The following is a 19,817-nucleotide window of genomic DNA, read 5'->3' as shown; positions in this document are numbered from 1 at the left end:
CCTTGATTCCGTGAACGAAGGTTTGACGACAACCTCAGGGACGCAAGAAGCAGGGCGTGATCGGATGCTTGATGGCCCTTCAATACCTACAGAATCAATCGACACAGCTCTGTCTAAGGCTGAAAAGCGAAAGCTCTACAGCGGGCATCTTCGAGAACCCTTATTAACAGAGCTGAGTAATGAAGAGATTCGCTTTAGTGAGGACGCAGTTCAGCTCCTTAAATTTCATGGGAGCTACCAACAGAATCATAGAGAATTAAGAAAAACGGATAAAATTAAGTGCTGGCAGATGATGCTTCGCCTTAGGAATCCAGGAGGAAGAGTACCGGTACAACTTTTTTCGGCTCTCGATGACCTTTCCAATCAGTACGGAAACGGAACACTACGCATCACAACACGCCAAGCCTTTCAAATGCATGGCATCCCCAAGGCAGACCTTAAAACAGTGATTGGCACAATCATTAAAAATCTGGGATCTACTCTAGCTGCCTGTGGTGATATCAATAGAAATGTTATGGCACCAGCAGCTCCATTTGAAAATAATGGATACCCAGCTGCCAGAAAACTTGCTGACGAGATTGCTGATCTACTGAGCCCAAAAGCAGCTGAGGGTTCTTACTTAGACATGTGGGTTGATGGTGACCTTAGTTATCGATTCAAGCCCGCAAAGCCTGTCAAGAAAGCCCGCGAACGACAGTTCGATGAAGGTATTTTTTCGGGAAGCAAGGATGAACCAATTTATGGCGATACATACCTTCCTAGAAAATTCAAAGTTGCCGTTACCGTACCTGGAGACAACTCAGTCGATCTACTGACGCAAGACATCGGGCTCGTTCTATTCACAAACAAGAACGGAAGCATGCGCGGATGCAATGTTTATGTGGGTGGAGGCCTAGGAAGAACGCATAATCAAGAGGATACTTTTGCACGAATCGCCGATCCCTTGGGTTATGTAGAAGCCGAGAATATCTTTGACCTACTGCAATCAATCATGGCGTTGCAAAGAGACCATGGAGATCGCGAAGTTAGAAAGCATGCTCGCATGAAATATCTTTTGCACAATCGTGGAATTAAGTGGTTTTGCGAAACCTTGATCAAAGACTATTTCAAAAAAGAAATTAAAAGCTTGATCAATGAACCACCTGCAAAACTAATGGATTACCTGGGGTGGAACCGCCAAAAGCCAGGGCTATGGTTTGTGGGTCTCCCCTTCATGTGCGGCCGGCTTGAAGGAAAGGTCAAGGCAGGAATTCGCTCCATTGTTGAAAGATATCAGTTGGAAATAAGACTCACCCCAAATCAAGATTTACTTCTTTGCAACATCGGCTCCAGTCAAAAATCATCCATTAAAAGTGAGCTAGCCGAATTAGGGTTTGAACTGCCAGCAGAGGTCCCTCCTCTTGTTCGCCATGCCCTTGCCTGTCCAGCCTTACCCACCTGCGGACTGGCCGTCACCGAATCGGAAAGAGTTCTTCCCGATGTACTTGAAAGACTGGATTCCCAGCTCAATCAATTAGAGATCAAGAAATCCATTCTTGTCCGCATGACCGGGTGCCCAAATGGATGCGCCCGTCCTTACATGGCCGAACTTGGTCTTGTAGGAAGCGGCGTCAACCAATATCAGCTCTGGCTAGGTGGCAGCGCCAATTTGCAGCAGCTGGCTCGTCCGTTCCTACAGAAGATGCCTCTTGAAGACCTTGAAACAACGATCGAACCCTTGCTTCAGAGTTGGAAAGATGCTGGAGGGCGGCGTGGCTTTGGCGAACACATCACCAAACTTGGTGATGCCACCGTTCAAGAGATGCTCAAGGTTCCAAGCTGAATAACTCTGGAACCCGTCCATAGATGGCACGATCTGCTTGAACGGTCCAAGCCCAAAGCTGATCACCAAAACTGAAGTGCCACCACTCATTCGGGTGACGCACAAATCCCGCCTGACTCAGCACACGATGCAGCAAACAACGACGGCTATGAAATAAAGCAGCGGTCCCATCAGGATGCTCCACTGCTGCATCAGCATGGTGAAGCGGCAAAGACTCCGGTCCGATCGCATCGATTTCCCCCCCCATATCCAAGGGGCTGCCCTTTGCATCAATGAGAGTGAGATCCACAGCAGCACCGGTGCTGTGGGGCGGCGGTATCAAAAAATCAGAACTTGGTGGAGCCCAAAACCGTGCCACCTCAGAGCGAACGCTTTCCAAACGATTCAGCTGTTCTGAATCCTCCGGATCAATCCCTTGGCGTGCACACTCCTGCTCAATGGCGTGGTTCACCATGAAGGCTTGAACGGACACAGGACGCCAAGCATCGAAAATTCCAAAACGAAGTGGGTGGAGTCCAGTCCCCATCGTGATTCCTTGAAGATGAACTTGAGCAGCGAGCAAACGGCTCCTCACTCCTTGACGAAGACAAAAGGGGTCTGCTCCATTCCCGTAGGGCGCCCCCAATGACACATAGGGATGTGGCTCCATGCAGGTCAGCACAGAGCGCAGCGGTCGCAAGGATTCACCGCAATCGTCAATCGAGACCGAATGCCATGGACGCTGCATGGTGAAAAGACAATGAAAACGCTGTCAGCAGATTGCCAGTTTCTTAGTGGCGACGCATCGCGCATGCGCTGTTGATCCAATGCATAGCTAATTGAGTTGCACAGCTGCTGCAGCTCGCTTGCGTTGCTGTTCCAACAACTCACGCATTTGCTCGTAAGACTTGAGGTCGGGATCCTCCTTCAGGATGCTCGCCGCCTCATCCCTGGCTTCCTCCAAGACAGAGCCATCGTCCGCCAGGCTGGCGAGCGCCAAATCGGGCAAACCCGATTGACGGGTACCCAGCACCTGACCAGGACCTCGAAAGCGAAGGTCCATCTCAGCAATCTCAAATCCATCATTGGAACGGACTAAAACTTCAAGGCGTTGTCTGGCCAAAGGATTACGGCTGTCGTTCACGAGTAAGCAGTAAGACGCAGCTGCTCCACGGCCCACCCTTCCCCGCAACTGGTGCAACTGAGCCAAGCCAAACCGATCGGCATGATCAATCACCATCACACTGGCTTCAGGAACATCCACCCCCACTTCCACCACGGTTGTAGAGACCAAAATCTGCGTGGCACCGCCAGCAAAATCAGCAATCACGGCCTGCTTCTCAGCACTGGCTAATCGGCCATGCAGCAGACCAACATTGAACTCTGGAAACACCTCCTCCGAGAGCTGACGATGCACATCAACCGCTGAACGCAGATCAACCTTTTCTGATTCCTCCACCAAGGGAAGCACCACATAAATGCGCTGCCCCTGAAGCACCTGTTCACGAATGAGTTGATAGGCCTCCTCACGCTCAGAGCTCTTCACAACCTTGGTGCGAATCGGCGTTCGACCCGGAGGTAGTTCATCGATCTGACTCACGTCGAGATCACCATGGAGCGAAAGCGCCAAGGTTCGCGGAATCGGTGTGGCGGTCATCGTGAGCAAATGGGGTTGCAGTCCCTTGTCGAGAAGACGGTTGCGTTGACGCACTCCAAAGCGATGTTGCTCATCAACCACCACCAATCCCAGACGTTCGAACTCGACTGGATCCTCCAAGAGGGCGTGGGTTCCCACAAGAATGCGCAAGGTGCCACCGGAGAGATCGCTCAAAATTTGCCGTCGGCTGCGACGTGAGGTTGAACCAGTAAGCAGCTCGACGCTGACGTGCAGTGGAGGCAACCAACTACACAGACTGCGGTAGTGCTGCGCGGCCAAAACCTCTGTTGGCGCCATCAAGGCTCCTTGCCACCCAGCTTCCACCGCACGCAGCAGAGCAGCAATTGCCACAACGGTTTTTCCGCTTCCCACATCCCCTTGTACGAGCCGCGCCATCGGTTCGGGGCGCTCCAGATCCTGTTCAATGTCCGAGAGCACCCGCTTCTGAGCACCCGTGAGTTCAAACGGGAGAAGAGACAGAAAGCGACCGACCAATCCATCGCTTTCCAAGCCCCCAAGGAGCACAGGCGCTGAGCGCTGACGCAGGGCGGCTCTGCGTTGCATCAAGCTGAGCTGAAGGAGTAGGAATTCGTCAAACACCAAGCGATGACGCGCTTGCTGCAGTTGCTCACTGGTTTCCGGTCGATGGATGGCCACCAACGCTTGATCGCGAGCCAGCAAGCCTCGCGCTTCACGGCGCGACGCAGGCAGGGGGTCAGGCCAAAGACGAACAGCGGGCAAAACCGCTTCCACCAAGCTTCGGAAACGATCGGCAGTGAGCCCTTCGGTGAGGGGGTACACAGGCAACAACCGGCCGATCTGGCGAGAACGCAACGGTGCGTTGGCGCTCTCCATCACCTCAATGATGGGATCTTGAAAGCTGACGCCATACGGCCCACTTTTGACCAAACCACTCACCGCCACGGTGGCGCCAGCGGGGTACTGACGGGTCTGGCCATGCAGGTACGCAGGATTACTAAATCGTTTCCCTGCCAAAAATCGCGTCACCTTGATGCGACCGGTGGGGTCTTGAAGCTGCAACTCAATAATCGAAAGATTGGGGTTGCGAGGACTGGTGAATCCATGGGATCGACGCACCGTGGCCACAATCGTTGCGGTTTCTCCAGCCTCCAACGCCTCAATTCTGCGTAAGGCGGAGTAATCGACGTAGTCGCGCGGGTAGTGCTGAATCAAATCCCGAACGACAAGCAGACCCAGGCTTGCTAGACGTTCCGCCAACTTGGGACCAATCCCATGAACCCTGGCAAGCGGTGACTCCAAATCGAGCGTGAAAGGTAAGGCAGCAGATCCACCGGAAGCCTCTGGAGACGGCGAGACCCTGATCCGCGGGGCGGCCATCGGTGCCGATGGCTCCAGGCGAGCGCGCAAACCGTGAAGCCACTGCCGCGTACCAGTGACGAGCCTGCGGCGACCGGCATCACCGAGTTCGGGATACGCAGCAAAGTCAGTTGCTAAAGCCTGCAGACGCACCAAGCTGTCATTGGGCAAAGTCACCGGGGGTGGCGTTGCCAATTGGCGGCTCAAGAAGGTATGAAACCGTTCATGACGACCTTGAAGATCGAGAAATCCCTTATCCGCTTCTAAGGAGAGGGACTGCTGCAGCGGGCGAAGCCAGACAAGAAAACATTCCAAGCCCTGACGATCCAACGCCGGGGTCAGTCCTGAGCTGTCGTCGGCGGATTGGGCCACCACTGACTCTGCACCTCCAGACTGGTAAGACGGCTTTGCCAATGCCGCTGCTGCTGCACCATTGTGAGCAGATTGCTGCGATGTTGGCGCAATCGGTACCGGCTATGCCGAAGCGAACCGTTGTCATATTCAAGATCAGCGGACCTCACCAAAACGCTGAGGATGTCCAACGACTGATCTTGAGAGGGAATGGGCAAGGGAAGCTTGAGCCGTAAAAGATTCGAGGGCGATGGAAGCGCCTGCAGCTGTCCAGCGATCGCAGCATCAAGAAGCGTGGTGGGAAGAAGGCTGCTCACCAAACCTGCTCTCAGCAACTCAACATTGAGGGCATGGGACAAATTTCGAATCCTGCGGCTTAAGGCAGCGTCCTGTCCGTCAAGCCAGTTCAATAACTCAACAGGCATCGAGGGGAGCAATTCCTCCTCCAGCTGATTTGCTGGGACAACGGATGCACCAAGTCGAGAGGCATCGGATTCAAAACTCACTGGTTCGCTAGTCGAATCACCCTGCTGCATGGCCTCACCAGCCATCAAAAACAAGGAACGCAACAGATCAAAGTCAGCCGTCGTGCCGTCGGCAGAAGACTCAGAATCAATCGGATCTTGAACAGGCTGAGGCGGTTCTTCCACAGGCTCAATGGATGGGTCCTCAACCACAGCAGCATCCATTCTTGGAAGCAAACCCTCCAGAAGATCGGGATGCTCAATGGGAGGGCTAAGGCTCAACTCAATCCCGCCACGATTGATCTCTTGCGGTTCACTCTCAGCATCAGCCTGAAGAGACTGGCTCACCTCGCGTTGGGCTTGTTGGCGAAACTCCGATGCTTCTTTCTGAAGACGCCTGGCGAGATCCATGAGCTGCTCAACAGTCATCAGGCTGGAGCAGCGTTGTATCAGTCCATCAAAAGTCTGCTGAAGTTCAGCCTGTTGCTCCGAAGACATCCGCGATAATCGCTGTCCCCGTTCACACAAGAGATGACCGAGGGCATTGCGAACGCTAGGCAACAAGAGGTTGCGGAGAAGTTGTAGATAAAGCGCTTGCTCTCGATACAGCAAAGGAGCCAGACGTCGGCATCGTTTTTGAAGCCGACGCAACTGTTCCTTGGGGGCGTAACCGCTCGTGGAGTGAGTCTCAGCCGTCAAAATCAGCTGTTTGTCATCGATGCCACTTCCGTAGCAAAGTCGACCTGCTCGATTTCAATGCCTTCACCAAGGGTGTATCGGGTAAAGCGACGAACCTTGACGTTTTCACCAATTTTTCCAGCCACTTCCTTGACCAAATCGGTCACGGACATTGAGCTGTCACGAATGAAAGGTTGATCCAACAAGGACAATTCCTTCAAACGTTTGCCGATGCGTCCTTCGACAATCTTGGCCTTCATCTGATCTGGCTTGCCATCCAGATCATCGCGACCCATTTCGATCGATTTCTCACGATCAATGATGTCTTGAGGAATGTCGTCGGTGCTGACGTATTCCACGTTGGGGCAAGCTGCAACTTGCATCGACACGTCGCGAAGCAATCCCTGGAAGAGATCACCACGGGCGACGAAATCAGTCTCACAGTTGAGCTCTAGCAACACACCCACGCGAGCACCCGTGTGGATGTAACTGCCAATCGCTCCTTCTGCAGCTGCACGACTTGATTTCTTTTCGGCACTTGCGATGCCTTTCTGACGAAGCCATTCAATGGCTTTCGTCGTATCACCGCTGGTTTCTCCCAGGGCTTTCTTGCAATCCATCATCCCTGCGCCAGTTTTGTCGCGCAGTTCTTTAACCAGCTTGGCTGAAACGGCCGCCATGAGGTGAATTAAGTGGGGGGTCTATGAGAATGCCGCTACGGCTATGAGCACGCAGCGGCGAAAACTAAGCATCTAGGGCAGATGATCAGCCCTGGCCATCATCGCCACGGCCATCCTGGCCGCCATGACGACCTTCGTTGATCGCATCAGCCAAACGGCTCAACACCAGCTGAATCGAACGGACCGCGTCATCGTTGCAAGGAATAGGCACCTCACATAAGTCAGGGTCGCAATTGGTGTCCAACATCGAAACCAACGAGATGTCGAGCTTGCGAGCCTCAAGCACTGCGTTGGTTTCACGGCGCTGATCCACAAGCACCACGACATCGGGAATCCGACGCATGTTCTTGAGACCACCCAAGTACTTCTGCAGACGCTCGAGTTCACGACGCAGAACCGCACCTTCTTTTTTGGGGCGCATCGCGATGGCACCACTCGATTCCATCCTCTCAAGGTCTTTGAGACGATCAATCCTGGCCTTCATCGTGGTCCAGTTGGTGAGCATTCCGCCCAACCAGCGCTGGTTCACGTAGGACGATCCGCAGCGAAGGGCTTCTTGAGCCACAACTTCAGACGCCTGCTTCTTGGTGCCAACGAAGAGGAAACGCTTGCCGCTACGCGCAGCTGAACGCACCCACTTATAGGCGTTGTTCATGCAGACAGCTGTCTGCACCAAATCAATAATGTGAACTCCGTTGCGCGCGCAGTAGATGTAGCGCGACATCTTGGGGTTCCAACGACGGGTCTGGTGACCAAAGTGGGCACCAGCTTCCATCATCTCGGCGAGAGTGACGACAGCCATGTTTGTTTAGGGTTTCGGGTTCGCCTCCACCTGTCAGGTATGGCGTGTGGTGAGCAAAAACTCAGAGCACAACATCCAGCACCCGAAACGGACAGGTGTGCGGGGTGAATAGGACGCCTTAATTTAACAAAGAGTCAGTTCATGTTTGGGAACACGCTGTCAGGGTGATCCTCAACGGGCCAATCTTCATTGACGCCACCGATCAGCAATTGATCCAGCTTCACAACATCAGAGTTGAGTTGCTTCAAAGCGTTGATTAAAACGTCTAGAGCAATGCCGTCACTGGTGCCCAAATCCAACCAGCAGCGAGCCCACTCCTCGTGGTACTCCAGCTGACCCATGTTGTGCATCAAGGCCGGCATCGCTGAGGAGGCATCGTCGTTGTCGTAACTCATGAAGCTCAGGTCCTCGGCTTCTTCATGCACCTGAAGGTTCTCGGCATTGAAGCCACCAAGCCGACCGATCACATACCAGCTGTCAAAGATGCCATCCACATAATTTCGCTCCCCTTGACCAGGAATTTCACTAAATCGAAGCCACACCCAGCAATTAAACGGATCAACCTCTCGAAAACGAACGTGCATGGCCTATTGGAGACCTTCGCATCATCGCTGTCTCAAAAGAGATCGGCCATGATCATGATCAATCATGCTGAACACAGCACTGCAATCAACAGAAGCATCTGAGCCCCATGCTGGAGCTGAACGACATTCAATTCCGGCCGGCGACGTCAGAAGGCGTGGTCCTCAACGACATCAACCTCAAAGCATCGCCAGGCGAGCCGGTGTTGATCTCAGGCAATAGCGGCAGTGGCAAAACGAGCTTGCTCGAAGTCATCAGTGGCTTAGCGGGAGCACAGAAGGGCTCAATCCACTGGAATCAACAAGCGCTCACGCGACGGCAAAGGCGTTGGCTCTGTGGCGTGGTGTTTCAGTTTCCTGAACGGCACTTTCTGGGATTAAACGTGTCTCAGGAATTAAAACTTGGCCACAAACGGCTTACGAGTGAGGAGCGAAGCAATGTGCTGAGGCGAGTAGGGCTAGGCGATGTGGATCTGCGACAGGCCCCAGAACGCTTGAGCGGAGGGCAACAACGACGCCTTGCCTTAGCCGTGCAGTTGCTGCGCCGCCCAGACGTGTTGCTGTTGGATGAACCAACCGCTGGTCTTGATTGGTCTGTGCGTTCCGAAGTGCTCGAATTACTTCAAGATCTCGCCACAGATCGGTTACTCATCGTGGTGACCCATGAACCGGATCTCTTTGAAGAGTGGAGCGGAAACCATTGGAGCTTGAGAGAGGGACGTCTCCACGCTCTGTCACCATTGCCGCTGTGATGAACAAACGCCATGGGTGACTGCCTTGTCCGGGCCACGGCAGCTGGCGGAGGCATCAGGCTTGTGGCGGTGATCACCACAGAAGCCACTCGCGAAGCGAGGCGGCGGCATCGCCTGTCCTACTTAACGACGGTGATGCTCGGGCGTGCCATGAGTGCTGGGCTGTTGTTAGCCAGCTCGATGAAGGTGCAACACGGCCGTGTGAACTTACGCATTGGCTCCGATGGGCCGATCGGTGGACTGTTTGTCGATGCTGGCAGAGATGGTCGCGTGCGCGGATATGTAGGTCACCCAGAACTTGAATTAGATCCCATTGAAGATGAAGCTGGTCACTACAGCTTTGATTTCAATGCTGCTGCAGGCACGGGCTACCTTCATGTTGTACGGGACGAAGGAAAAGGGGAACCATTCAGCAGCACTGTTGAATTAGTTCGTGGAGGAATTGGAGAAGATGTTGCTTCGTATTTGCTGCACTCAGAACAAACACCCTCAGCCGTATTTGTTGGAGAAACAATCAATCAAGAAGGGCTAGAATGCAGTGGCGGCCTGTTAGTACAGGTGCTTCCAAAAGCTGCAGAAGAACCGGCACTGGTTGCTTTACTGGAGGAACGTTGTCGCGAAATCCAAAACTTCAGTGAACATCTGCGTGATTGCCAAGATCACCTTGAGAATCTGCTTAAAGATGTTTTTCCTGATTTAGATCCTCGGCCGATTCCAGCTGGAGAGCCGTTACAAACAATTCAATTCTCATGTCCTTGCAGCAGAGAAAGAAGCATCAACGCAATGAGATTATTTGGTAAGGATGAGCTCAACACGATGCTCGAAGAAGACAAAGGCGCTGAAATCACATGCCACTTCTGCAGTGAAGTTTACAAAATCAATGAAGAAGACTTATCGGCACTGATCGATAGCTTATGAATTTCTAACTCAAAGCAATAGCAATGTTCCAGCAAGAAGAACTAAGTAGGCTGGCAATGCTTCGAGGAGAATCGGATTCAAGGGCAATCCTGACTGGGTGGCGAACAGGGCAGCAATCACCGCTCCAAGAACCAAACCCAAAGCCACAAGGGCCAAACTCCAACCCAAAGCACCAAGTGGTTTTCGACCACGCTTGACCTGAGAAATAAACAAGCCAATCGTGGAGAGTGCTAGCACCAAGTCGACAGCTGTTGGAGCCGCAAGCAGCAACAACAAACCGATGCCTCCAGCGATGACTCTCACCAGCAACCCTTGACCTTCCACCAAACTCAAGCTCGGAAGAAAACCTGCAGAGTTCAACTTGGGACTTGGCAGGGAGAGGTTACGAATTCTGGTTAAGAGAGCAGAGGGATTAACCGGCGACGATGCGGGCGTCGATGCGCTTTGATCCTCAAGACGAGAGGCCGTGACGGCAGCGGAACTAATCGTTCCAGACTGTCGTTCGCGCAAACGTCCCATCAATACTGCGTCGTAGGCGGTTTCAATACGAGCTCTAGCCATTGGATCATCACCAGCGGCTTTCAGAGACGTTTCACGCGCTCTTTGTACCTCCTCAAACCCAGCATCAGCAGAAATCCCGAGCCTTTCATAAGGATCCTGGGACTCTGAGCTCGAGCCGAGATCAACCCCTGATGCCATTAATCCACTTCAGTCTTTAAAGAGCGTATCGAGCGGAGCTCACAATCGGGAGAGCTGAGTTGAATCAAAACAGAGGCTGCCCATGCTTAAAACCTTGGACCTTTTCAAGTTGCAGTCTGCAATGGGGCACTTCAGCGCTGTCGAGCCATTTTCTACGCTTAATCAAAGGCATCTGGGGGGGAAGGTGATATCCCTCAACCACTTCAACACGATCCTGCCCGGGACGAAAACACACGTACTCCGTCCCTCCGTCGGAGCATGGACGTAGAAGCCAGACGTGACGCATCACAAACAGATCCATTCGATCAGTCTGGCGAGCATGAAGCGATGTTGCGAGAGGTCTAAAGCAGCGATCGCTACTCAAAGACTGATTGGCTCAACACCACTCACCACAGGAGCAACAGTACTGAGTTCAAGTTCTGGGTGCTCCTCAACTAGCTGGTTCAAATTCCATTCGTTTTTGAACAACAACACGGGGCGATTCCATGCATCACGGACGGTCTTGCAATTAAAGATACGACCCACATCCTCCAAGGAAGACCAACCACCCGTCACCCAGCGGGCCACCTGAAAACCAAGAGCTTCGAGACGAGTATCAACGCCATACTCATTTTCGAGGCGATACTGCACTACTTCCAACTGCAACTGGCCTACGGCAGCAAGAATGGGATCGCGCTTACTTTCGTCTGTGTCATAGAGAATTTGAACAGCACCCTCCTCACGTAACTCATTAACGCCTTTACGAAAGCTTTTAAATGCAGAAGGATTCGGATTACGCAACCAGCTGAAGATCTCTGGACTAAAGCAGGGAATTCCTTCATATTCAACCTTTGTTCCGGTGTAAAGCGTATCTCCGATTGAGAACATACCGGGATTATTTAAACCAATCACATCACCGGGGTAAGCATCTTCAACAACAGCCCTATCTTGACCAAAGAGTTTCTGAGGTCGCGAAAGACGGATGGTACGACCAGTGCGGGCATGACGCACAGACATATCTTTTTCAAATCTCCCACTACAAACACGAACAAAAGCCACACGGTCACGATGACGTGGGTCCATATTGGCCTGAAGTTTGAAAACAAACCCGCTGAAATCTGGGCGCAAGGGATCAACAGGACCATCAATACCAATACGAGCTACTGGCTTTTGGGCCATATCCATAAACGCATCCAGGAATGGACGCACACCAAAATTAGTCATGGCCGATCCGAAAAAGACCGGAGTTAATTCACCGGCATGAACCAATTCAAGATCAAGTTCTGCACCAGCTGCTTCAAGAAGATCAAGATCCTCAACAGCCTGAGCTAGCAACTCTGGTTCCACTAAGTCTTGTAATTGCGGATCATACAAATCAAACAGCTTTTCCTCAGACTGACGACCGCGCTGAGCACGGCTGAACAGGACAACCTGACGTGTACGACGGTCGATCACTCCACGAAATAATTCACCGCTGCCGATCGGCCAATTCACAGCCCAAGGTGTCAGGCCTAATTCAGCCTCAATTTCGTCCAACAGAGCTAAGGGCTCTCTACCAGGACGGTCCATCTTGTTGATGAACGTAAAAATTGGGATCTCACGCATCCTGCAAACCTCAAACAGCTTGCGTGTTTGAGGTTCCAGACCCTTCGCAGCATCTTCAAGCATCACCGCGTTATCAGCGGCAGCAAGGGTGCGGTAAGTATCTTCAGAAAAATCCTGGTGACCAGGAGTATCTAGCAAATTAATCGTGCTGCCGGAGTAGTCGAATTGCAGCACTGTCGACGTAATCGAAATACCGCGCTGTTTTTCAAGCTCCATCCAATCGGAAGTAACTTTGCGTTGCTCCCCTCGAGCCTTTACAGCACCAGCTTGCTGAATCGCACCTCCATACAGCAAGAGTTTCTCGGTGAGCGTGGTTTTTCCTGCATCTGGATGGGAAATGATCGCAAAATTGCGACGACGGGCCACAGCTTCAGCAAGACCATCCTCACCACTTAATAAGTCCAACGGCTCGCTGCTCTCAGTTCCCAAACGCGTGCTCATGATCTCGCTGTTGACACCACCAGCCTGACAGTCAATGGTCGAGGCAACATCAAGGTCACCACCATCCACAAACCTCAAGGTATCTGTCACCAATCTCCTTGACCTTGAATTGACTCAGTCCAGCTAGCTCAAGCTGTTCAGAGACCTCGTCTACCGTGAAGGCAGCCTTCAGGGATGCTCGAAAGTCGCGTTGCAAGACGGAAGGGGCCTCACTGACATAGCGATCACAAAGCGCATCAACCTCAAGCTCATTTGAGGGTCGGCGTAAATCGCGATGCAACATCAACGCATTGGGTGCAGAAAGCTGCTTGACAGAAGCCCATAGCGTTTGGGGGGCATGGAGATGATGCAGAAAGCTATTGCTAACAATGACAGAGGCACCTTTTATATCCTGTATATCATCAAGACAATAATGGCTTAAATCAACAAGTTGGTAGTTCAAATTCGTAATAGCAGGCCTTCGACAAAATAGTTTTTGATTGGCCATGCTGATCATTGAAGAGGCCCCATCAATGCCGATCACCTCTGACAAGGGCAAACAAGCTGCAAGCCTCTCAGAAATATTCCCAGGACCACAACCTAAATCCAGAATCAAACTACCTGGAGGGAGAGTGCTGCAGAAATGATCAATCAGTTCAAGCAAACGTTCAACAAAAGAGTGATCACCAGAACTAAAATCTGCCTCTGCATAGGCAATCACCTGATCAGATGCATTCATCAACTCCGGTTCAGGACAACGTTGCATCAGACTTCAGGACAATGAGACTCAACAAAGCACTCTGTGGGGTGGTGGCAAGAGATCTCAATATCATTCTCGACAACAACTTGAGCCCAAGCAATGTCAAACCAAGACAAAAAAATCATTTCTAAGCAAGCGGAAATGGTTGCTCTTGGCGTGGGAGCGATCCAGAGGGGGCTGAAACTGAGTCAACTTAATCATCCTTGCGCTGATCTGAGTCTCATGGTTGAGAGTAGAAGCACAACAAAACAGGACCACTCAAACCATTGAACGCCAGTTCCGTGGGTGACTGCAGCGAAGGCACTTAACCATGACCAATGGTCGCTGAGTACAAAGTTCCATCGTGGCAGCGAAGCGGAATCTAGGGATAAATCACGCCATTCTCACAGCCAAAACACTGTCAATGGTGCTCATAGAGACTTGCGGACCCCATTGGTGGCGTTAAGATTGGGATAGGACAAGCCAACTATCGCTAGTGACTCTCACACCAAGCCGCACTGAAAAGCTAGATACGCAAACCACTGGACTCGCTCCTACCAATGGCGACTTCCCTGCAAGTGCGCCCGCAGCCAACCCTGTGTTTTATCGCACTTACAGCCGGCGCTTACCCAAAGGACGAGAAAGCTGGAGTGAAGTAGGGGAACGAAACCGATCAGGTCTCCTGAAACTTGGTTCCCTCAACGCTGAGGAAATGGATTTATTGGCAAGGATGCAGGCTGAGAAAAAAGCACTTCCCTCGGGACGCTGGCAGTGGATTGGTGGAACCCCTTGGATCGAAAAGCCTGAAAATTTCTCAGGGGCCTACAACTGCACCTCCACAAACCTTGTGGATTGGGAAGCGTTCGGTCTGATGATGGATCTAGCGATGATGGGGTGTGGAACAGGCGCCATCATTGAGCCCCATTTCATTGATCAGCTTCCAGTTGTCACCAACCCAATTGATATCTTAAGCGTTTCGAATATTGGCATTACACCTGCAGAAAAACGGCAAGAAACTACCACTTACAGCATCAGTGATCACAACGTTTCAATCAAGGTTGGCGACACCAGGCGAGGTTGGGTTGATAGCTACCAACTGCTCCTAGAACTGAGTAGTGATCCTCGTTTCGAAGGGCGAAACGTCAGTGTTGAGATAGACCTTTCTGACGTTCGTCCCGTCGGGGAAACCCTCAAGGGTTTCGGAGGCATGGCGAATCCAGTGAAACTGAAAGATCTATACGGTCGAGTCGCCAAATTGCTTGGTAAAGCAATTGGCCGAAAGCTCACATCGATTGAATGCTGTCTCCTCATTGACGAAGCAGCCGTCACGATTGTGGCTGGAAACATCCGTCGCAGCGCAGGTATGCGTCAATTCGCATCCGATGACACAGCCGCCGCTGGAGCCAAGGAAAACTTGTGGCAACAGGATTCTGAAGGGAACTGGAGGATTGACCCTGAGCGTGATGCGCTGCGGATGGCCAACCACACCCGCGTTTATCACACCCGCCCAAGCAGAGATGTGCTGCTGGAAGCTGTCACACGGCAATTCCACAGCGGAGAAGGGGCCATTCAATTCGCCCCCGAAGCACTTGCTCGCTCTAATGCTGATTTGCTATCTACACAAGAACTAAGAAGCGAATTTATCGAGATTTACTGCGACCAAGGCCGTCAGGAAGCTGGTCGCTGGCTTCAACAAAATCATGGTCCGATCTCTGAACAGGAACTCGAGCATCGACTAAGCCGTTACGGCTTAAACCCTTGCGGTGAAATCCTCGGCGCAGATTTTCATTGCAACCTCGCAGAGGTGCATCTCAACCAAATTGACCCTAAAGACGAGCAATCTCAACGCGACGCCTTCAGAGCAGCTGCTCTTTCAGTTGCGTGTCTGCTCAATCACGAATTCGAGGTGGAACGCTACCGCCAGAGTCGCGCCTGGGATCCAATTGTGGGTGTGAGCTTTACTGGCTTGTTTGACTTCTTCGTTCATGCTTTCGGCACAGCTTGGTTGAAGTGGTGGGAAGCTGGGAGACCAGAAACCGAAGAAGGCCTCAACTACAAGACGCAAGAGGCTAACTACTTGAAGAGGTGGAAGTCGATCGTGAATGAAACCGTCTGGGATTATTGCGACCGCCATGGTTTACGGCGTCCAAATCGCTGCACCACAGTTCAGCCAGCCGGTACAAAAAGCCTGCTCACAGGTGCTGCTCCAGGATGGCATCCCCCCAAAGCTCAACGCTTTATCCGCAGGATCACATTCCGCAAAAATGATCCTGTAGCAATGGCCTGCATGGACTATGGCTACACCGTGGTTCCCTCTCAGTCGGACAAGGATGATCAAGGTCGTCTTTTGAATGATCCATTTGATACACGCTGCACGGAATGGTTAGTGGAAATTCCAACAGAAGTGAGCTGGGCCAATCTTCCAGGAGCAGACACTGTGGAGATCAATGCGTTTTCGGCGTTGGCACAGTTTGACTTCTACATGCAAGTCCAATCGAACTTCACCGCCCACAACACATCGGCAACGATTGAATTTCGTGAGCATGAGATCGAACCATTAACCGATGCTCTTCACAAGACCATCCAACAGGGGGGTGGATACATTTCTGCAGCGCTCCTTGCTCGATTCGATGCGAATGCAACCTTCCCTCGCTTGCCATTCGAACCAATCGATGCACAAACCTATGAGCGCATGCAGAAGGAAGTCATTGAACGCCGAGTCAACAATGACTTTTTCGACGCATTGCAAAGGTATGACAATGGAGAGCTTACGGAAGCAGGTCCGGCTGGATGTGATTCAGACAAATGCTTATTACCGTTAGCAAAGCCGAATAGCTAAACAATCAAAAAGGGCTTAGGCACAAAGCTTAAGTCCTTTTTTTATGTCAAGAAATCGCCTCAGACAAATATAAGACTAGATCACATGGCACAAGACTTATGTCTGACTGCAATTGAACTAAAACTTACTAGAAACAAATTTAAGCAACAGCAATGGGTTTAACAACTGGTCAAAGCATACAAATCAAAAAGGATCAATACATCAACAATGCACACAGAGCACTCAAAAGCCATGAGACCTTAACTTTTTTGGACAAGTTAGTAATCACTTCCTTGGTAAAATTTATACCGTTACAGGCTTAAAAAAACTCGTAGGTAAGTTCCAGCCTTAATGTTGGCGAGATGATAAGATATAAAGGCCTCAGGGAGAGGTGGTCGAGTGGTTTATGGCTCTGGTCTTGAAAACCAGCGTGGGTGCAAGCCCACCGTCGGTTCGAATCCGACCCTCTCCGTTGCAATAACAAACCCAGTCTCTGACTGGGTTTGTTATTGCCTAAGTGCCTGAACAATCCCTACAGATGGAGACTGGGAGGATCACGGTGGGGACAGCGATGGAAAGGCCCCAACATTTATGCAACCAACTCCCGGTGCTCGATCAACTTTGATGCAAGTTGTTTTTTTGCTCGCTCGACTTTCTGACGAACACGCTCACGGCTAATACCGATTTCGTTGGCAATCGATTGAAGGCTTTCATCATCAACAACATTGCGGCGGAGGAGCACTTGGTCATTATTTATGGCAGATTCTTTTTGCACTTCCAACCTATCTCTTACTATCTCCCACTGGAATTTATCGATATTGAGGGTTGACTGCTCATCGCAAAGCAATTCATTGAGAGTTGAACCATCACCATCGCTGCCAAGCTTCATATCCAAGGAAGTAGTTCTTTTTGCTACTAGGGCATGGCGAAGGTTTTGTAGCTGCACATCACTAATTTGAAGGTGCTCGCAAATCTGCTGTTCATTCAATCCAGGAGGGAGATGATTCAGCTTGAGAAGCATGTGGTGCATAGAGGTTGGAACCCTGATGGTTGATGCTGTTTGGTCAATTGCCCTGCTAATCGCTTGCCGGATCCACCAGTAGGCATAGGTGCTGAATTTGTAGCCAAGTTCTGGATCAAATTTCTCCACTGCTCGGTTCAGACCGATGCAGCCTTCTTGAATCAGATCACCAGATTCCAATTGGCCCATCTGGCGGTGCATGTACTTCCGGCTGACATTGACCACAAGCCTGATGTTGGCTTTGATCATCCGCTCCTTGGCTCGTTGACCAGCCCGTTGTTGGCGAGGTGTGGCCTCTAGTGATTTACCGAGCTGTACAGCAGTTCCAAGCGTAATTTCTTCAGCTGCCGTGAGCAGTGGAATACGCCCCATCTCGGCTAGGAACTGATCAATGTTGCCGTTAACCATGAATGGCATTCAGTTCGGAAAAGTGGGCCATAAATTGCACGATCGCGTGCATCGGCATTCGCAACTGTAAAATCCACCACCTTCGCAGAGACTCGCATATCAGAAAGACACCATGATTGGTGAGGAGCTCAGACTCAAGCCATGCGTCTGGCCAGGCAATGTCCACTTCTGTTCGAGTCTTCAGCGAAGGTCCTTGAGATCACATATTGATCTATTTATCGAGCTGGATAAACAGTCTTGTTTTCTGCATGACACCTAGTCACACCTTTTTGGCACTGACAGTCGCAACAGTAGGGAAGAAGCTAGATCCTGAGATAACTGTCCACCCCCCCCCGGTGCATAACGGGGGGTGCAGGGCATTAAGGAATTAAAATTGTCGAAGAGGTTTATTTAGCAGATGAAGCCCAGTAGCGACGATAGATCGACTGCGTTTTGGGTAGGGCAAAAAGGACTGCCATAGCAAGATTGGATGTTGACTATGTCTCTAATAGCTCGATTGAATGATGCGCACAAGTATTCAATGGCACAAAGAAGCGAATATTGGAATATTTTCAGGATTCAACGTGGGGTAGTATTTACACCTATCAATATTGAGAATGCCCCTGAGGTGGTTGAGTGCAAAAGCCAAGAGCGGGCAAGTCAATCGTCTCTGAGCTGATAAACCAATGTTATTCTTAGCAAGGTATCTCAAGCATCAATAGCCAAACTCGGAGAAGTTTTAAGGCTGACAATACATATTGTCAGCGAATCATTGGGGCCATCACAGGTATTTGAAGAACTAAGCAAAGATAACTTGCTTTAAAGACAGAGCATGAAAGAACAAAACCAAGATCCTGCAAGAAATAACTTCACACCCAAGACACAATCGAGGGCTGTGCACCAGAATTCTGATGTAACACCTTAAAGGAATCTGGATCGAATGGAAAATTTTGTCGATGTACGACTCAGTGCAGAAGAGGCTGAACTAATCGACTTTGCCCTAGACCTCGTGGTGGATGCTTACGGCAAAAACCTTGACCAAGGCGGAATCGTTGATCAGCTCAAGGAAAAATACAGAGGTACCGAAGCAAGGGCTTTTGTCGACCAGCTCCGCAGACGCTGCTACATCGCTACTGATCTGGACTAAACGGCGAAAAGGATGAGAGCAGAACATCATTCATAGACACGCATGGGTCAGTTGAATGATGCAAAATTCTCAATCAAAAAGAATGGAGACTAAAAGCAGACTTGAGTTGATGCGAAGATCAAATGGTTATCCAGTACAAACACAAGAATAACTGTAGATGCCGAATATTTTGACAAACAAAATGCCTATAGGGCTCAGGCGGAATCGGTCAAACAATTTTTGGATAAACATCCGACTACCACTCAAAGAAGCCCCTTTGAATAGAATCCACACATCAACACGTAATACAGATCAAGCTAACAGCCTCACCCGAGCCTCCTAAGGAGCACCCACCGCTAATGGTCCGATCTCAAGAAACATAATAAAACTGAATATGATGCATAGCGATAGCTCCAAATCACATCAAAGAACTCCTGAAAATACTTTACCAAATTCTAAACAAATCCACCAAAACTCAAACATGATTACCATCATGGCCTAAAACTCTTCATTCACGAAGAGAGTACAGACAGACGATCTAGTTTATATTATGAATTAAACCATCTTTAGTCGGAGCATAAAGTATCAGATCAAACCACTGGGCAAATTTCTCGCATACCAGTATTCAACACTCGGTTTGGATGTGAACACTTTGCTTGCTATTGGGGGCCACCTGCGAGAAACTAACGTCAATAAGTAAAATTACTCATGGTTGATATCGAACGGCTTACTCCTGATGGTTGGAAACCAAGTGCCACCCAGGCCGCCGATATTCATGCTGCCGTCAGCTATGCGAAAGAGCTGTGCATGGAAGAACCTTCCACATACAGAGTTCTTCGCAACAAAGATTTGATCTGTCTCGTCAGACAGCAAGGCATCATCTGGATCAATGCAAGCTCAGAGGTCATGGGAGAAACCCAGATCGAGGAAACTGTCTCGGTTTGACGAGACAATGGATCAAGGCTCTGACTCACGCAATCGATCGGAATTCCAGCACCAAC

At 50.7% G+C, this 19,817-nt stretch carries 17 protein-coding genes and 1 tRNA gene; 7 read left to right on the top strand and 11 right to left on the bottom strand.

All coding sequences use genetic code 11. The annotated features are described in order from the left end of the window. Positions 1-64: 64 nt before the first annotated feature. Positions 65-1,822 (top strand): NADPH-dependent assimilatory sulfite reductase hemoprotein subunit, encoded by a 1,758-nt coding sequence (locus tag SynPROS91_RS05315; protein WP_186519498.1) that lies wholly within the window; start codon positions 65-67, stop codon positions 1,820-1,822. On the opposite strand, the gene SynPROS91_RS05310 is transcribed toward SynPROS91_RS05315, so the two are convergent. The 6 genes from SynPROS91_RS05310 to SynPROS91_RS05285 all read right to left on the bottom strand — a co-directional run bounded on the left by SynPROS91_RS05310 (position 1,806) and on the right by SynPROS91_RS05285 (position 8,355). Further along, positions 1,806-2,549, bottom strand: a complete 744-nt coding sequence (locus SynPROS91_RS05310) for a M15 family metallopeptidase (protein WP_186519026.1) — start codon at positions 2,547-2,549, stop codon at positions 1,806-1,808. The two genes, SynPROS91_RS05315 and SynPROS91_RS05310, sit on opposite strands and share 17 nt — an antisense overlap. Before the next feature lie 87 nt (positions 2,550-2,636). Further along, positions 2,637-5,171, bottom strand: coding sequence for an ATP-dependent DNA helicase RecG (gene recG, locus SynPROS91_RS05305; protein WP_186519496.1), 2,535 nt, complete (start codon positions 5,169-5,171; stop codon positions 2,637-2,639). Continuing rightward, complete coding sequence (locus SynPROS91_RS05300; RefSeq protein WP_186519024.1) at positions 5,135-6,310, bottom strand: hypothetical protein; 1,176 nt, start codon at positions 6,308-6,310, stop codon at positions 5,135-5,137. Before SynPROS91_RS05300 ends, recG begins: the two co-directional genes overlap by 37 nt. 2 nt (positions 6,311-6,312) lie before the next feature. Further along, positions 6,313-6,969, bottom strand: coding sequence for a translation elongation factor Ts (tsf, locus tag SynPROS91_RS05295; RefSeq protein ID WP_186519023.1), 657 nt, complete (start codon positions 6,967-6,969; stop codon positions 6,313-6,315). An 85-nt stretch (positions 6,970-7,054) separates the two neighbouring features. After that, a complete protein-coding gene (rpsB, locus tag SynPROS91_RS05290) occupies positions 7,055-7,771 on the bottom strand; it encodes a 30S ribosomal protein S2 (RefSeq protein WP_006852470.1) in 717 nt (238 codons plus the stop codon). Between the two features lie 134 nt (positions 7,772-7,905). Further along, positions 7,906-8,355, bottom strand: a complete 450-nt coding sequence (locus SynPROS91_RS05285; protein ID WP_186519021.1) for a DUF3531 family protein — start codon at positions 8,353-8,355, stop codon at positions 7,906-7,908. Positions 8,356-8,462: 107 nt separating this feature from the next. Between SynPROS91_RS05285 and SynPROS91_RS05280 the strand changes: the two genes are divergently transcribed. Both SynPROS91_RS05280 and hslO read left to right on the top strand, forming a co-directional pair. Beyond that, positions 8,463-9,104, top strand: coding sequence for an ABC transporter ATP-binding protein (locus tag SynPROS91_RS05280; RefSeq protein WP_186519019.1), 642 nt, complete (start codon positions 8,463-8,465; stop codon positions 9,102-9,104). A gap of 12 nt (positions 9,105-9,116) precedes the next feature. Continuing rightward, on the top strand, positions 9,117-10,022 hold the full coding sequence (hslO, locus tag SynPROS91_RS05275) for an Hsp33 family molecular chaperone HslO (protein WP_186519017.1): 906 nt from the start codon (positions 9,117-9,119) through the stop codon (positions 10,020-10,022). A 9-nt stretch (positions 10,023-10,031) separates the two neighbouring features. Here hslO and SynPROS91_RS05270 read toward each other — a convergent pair whose 3' ends face one another. The 4 genes from SynPROS91_RS05270 to SynPROS91_RS05260 form a co-directional block, all read right to left on the bottom strand. Continuing rightward, the gene (locus SynPROS91_RS05270; protein WP_186519015.1) at positions 10,032-10,721 is read right to left on the bottom strand and encodes a CPP1-like family protein; all 690 of its coding nucleotides are present in this window, start codon (positions 10,719-10,721) and stop codon (positions 10,032-10,034) included. A 64-nt stretch (positions 10,722-10,785) separates the two neighbouring features. Beyond that, a complete protein-coding gene (locus SynPROS91_RS12180) occupies positions 10,786-11,022 on the bottom strand; it encodes a hypothetical protein (protein ID WP_255439954.1) in 237 nt (78 codons plus the stop codon). A 59-nt stretch (positions 11,023-11,081) separates the two neighbouring features. After that, positions 11,082-12,746: a peptide chain release factor 3 gene (locus SynPROS91_RS05265; protein WP_370586796.1), complete on the bottom strand. Its 1,665-nt coding sequence runs from the start codon at positions 12,744-12,746 to the stop codon at positions 11,082-11,084. 55 nt (positions 12,747-12,801) lie between these two features. Further along, positions 12,802-13,464, bottom strand: a complete 663-nt coding sequence (locus SynPROS91_RS05260) for a trans-aconitate 2-methyltransferase (protein ID WP_370586788.1) — start codon at positions 13,462-13,464, stop codon at positions 12,802-12,804. 496 nt (positions 13,465-13,960) lie between these two features. On the opposite strand from SynPROS91_RS05260, the gene nrdJ reads away from it, so the two are divergent. Next, on the top strand, positions 13,961-16,303 hold the full coding sequence (gene nrdJ / locus SynPROS91_RS05255; RefSeq protein WP_186519011.1) for a ribonucleoside-triphosphate reductase, adenosylcobalamin-dependent: 2,343 nt from the start codon (positions 13,961-13,963) through the stop codon (positions 16,301-16,303). 364 nt (positions 16,304-16,667) lie between these two features. Next, positions 16,668-16,754 (top strand) — tRNA-Ser (locus SynPROS91_RS05250). 117 nt (positions 16,755-16,871) lie between these two features. Here the strand turns inward: SynPROS91_RS05250 and SynPROS91_RS05245 are convergent. After that, positions 16,872-17,711, bottom strand: a complete 840-nt coding sequence (locus SynPROS91_RS05245; protein ID WP_255439952.1) for a sigma-70 family RNA polymerase sigma factor — start codon at positions 17,709-17,711, stop codon at positions 16,872-16,874. 919 nt (positions 17,712-18,630) lie between these two features. Here SynPROS91_RS05245 and SynPROS91_RS05240 point away from each other — a divergent pair. Next, positions 18,631-18,837 (top strand): hypothetical protein, encoded by a 207-nt coding sequence (locus SynPROS91_RS05240; protein ID WP_186519007.1) that lies wholly within the window; start codon positions 18,631-18,633, stop codon positions 18,835-18,837. A gap of 687 nt (positions 18,838-19,524) precedes the next feature. Further along, positions 19,525-19,761, top strand: coding sequence for a hypothetical protein (locus SynPROS91_RS05235; RefSeq protein WP_186519005.1), 237 nt, complete (start codon positions 19,525-19,527; stop codon positions 19,759-19,761). Positions 19,762-19,817: the final 56 nt, after the last annotated feature.

The sequence above is a fragment of the Synechococcus sp. PROS-9-1 genome (genome assembly GCF_014279775.1).
GTDB lineage: Bacteria > Cyanobacteriota > Cyanobacteriia > PCC-6307 > Cyanobiaceae > Synechococcus_C.
The sequence above is the reverse complement of the archived record's forward strand: the minus strand, read 5'-3'. Positions and strand labels throughout refer to the sequence as shown.

Bases quoted from the DNA above. Each gene is read 5' to 3' on its own strand.
- SynPROS91_RS05315 (WP_186519498.1), top strand. From the start codon at position 65: ATGCTTGATGGCCCTTCAATACCTACAGAATCAATCGACACAGCTCTG.
- SynPROS91_RS05310 (WP_186519026.1), bottom strand. From the start codon at position 2,549: ATGCAGCGTCCATGGCATTCGGTCTCGATTGACGATTGCGGTGAATCC.
- tsf (WP_186519023.1), bottom strand. From the start codon at position 6,969: ATGGCGGCCGTTTCAGCCAAGCTGGTTAAAGAACTGCGCGACAAAACT.
- rpsB (WP_006852470.1), bottom strand. From the start codon at position 7,771: ATGGCTGTCGTCACTCTCGCCGAGATGATGGAAGCTGGTGCCCACTTT.
- SynPROS91_RS05285 (WP_186519021.1), bottom strand. From the start codon at position 8,355: ATGCACGTTCGTTTTCGAGAGGTTGATCCGTTTAATTGCTGGGTGTGG.
- SynPROS91_RS05280 (WP_186519019.1), top strand. From the start codon at position 8,463: ATGCTGGAGCTGAACGACATTCAATTCCGGCCGGCGACGTCAGAAGGC.
- hslO (WP_186519017.1), top strand. From the start codon at position 9,117: ATGGGTGACTGCCTTGTCCGGGCCACGGCAGCTGGCGGAGGCATCAGG.
- SynPROS91_RS05270 (WP_186519015.1), bottom strand. From the start codon at position 10,721: ATGGCATCAGGGGTTGATCTCGGCTCGAGCTCAGAGTCCCAGGATCCT.
- SynPROS91_RS12180 (WP_255439954.1), bottom strand. From the start codon at position 11,022: ATGGATCTGTTTGTGATGCGTCACGTCTGGCTTCTACGTCCATGCTCC.
- SynPROS91_RS05265 (WP_370586796.1), bottom strand. From the start codon at position 12,746: ATGAGCACGCGTTTGGGAACTGAGAGCAGCGAGCCGTTGGACTTATTA.
- SynPROS91_RS05260 (WP_370586788.1), bottom strand. From the start codon at position 13,464: ATGAATGCATCTGATCAGGTGATTGCCTATGCAGAGGCAGATTTTAGT.
- SynPROS91_RS05245 (WP_255439952.1), bottom strand. From the start codon at position 17,711: ATGGTTAACGGCAACATTGATCAGTTCCTAGCCGAGATGGGGCGTATT.
- SynPROS91_RS05240 (WP_186519007.1), top strand. From the start codon at position 18,631: ATGGAAAATTTTGTCGATGTACGACTCAGTGCAGAAGAGGCTGAACTA.
- SynPROS91_RS05235 (WP_186519005.1), top strand. From the start codon at position 19,525: ATGGTTGATATCGAACGGCTTACTCCTGATGGTTGGAAACCAAGTGCC.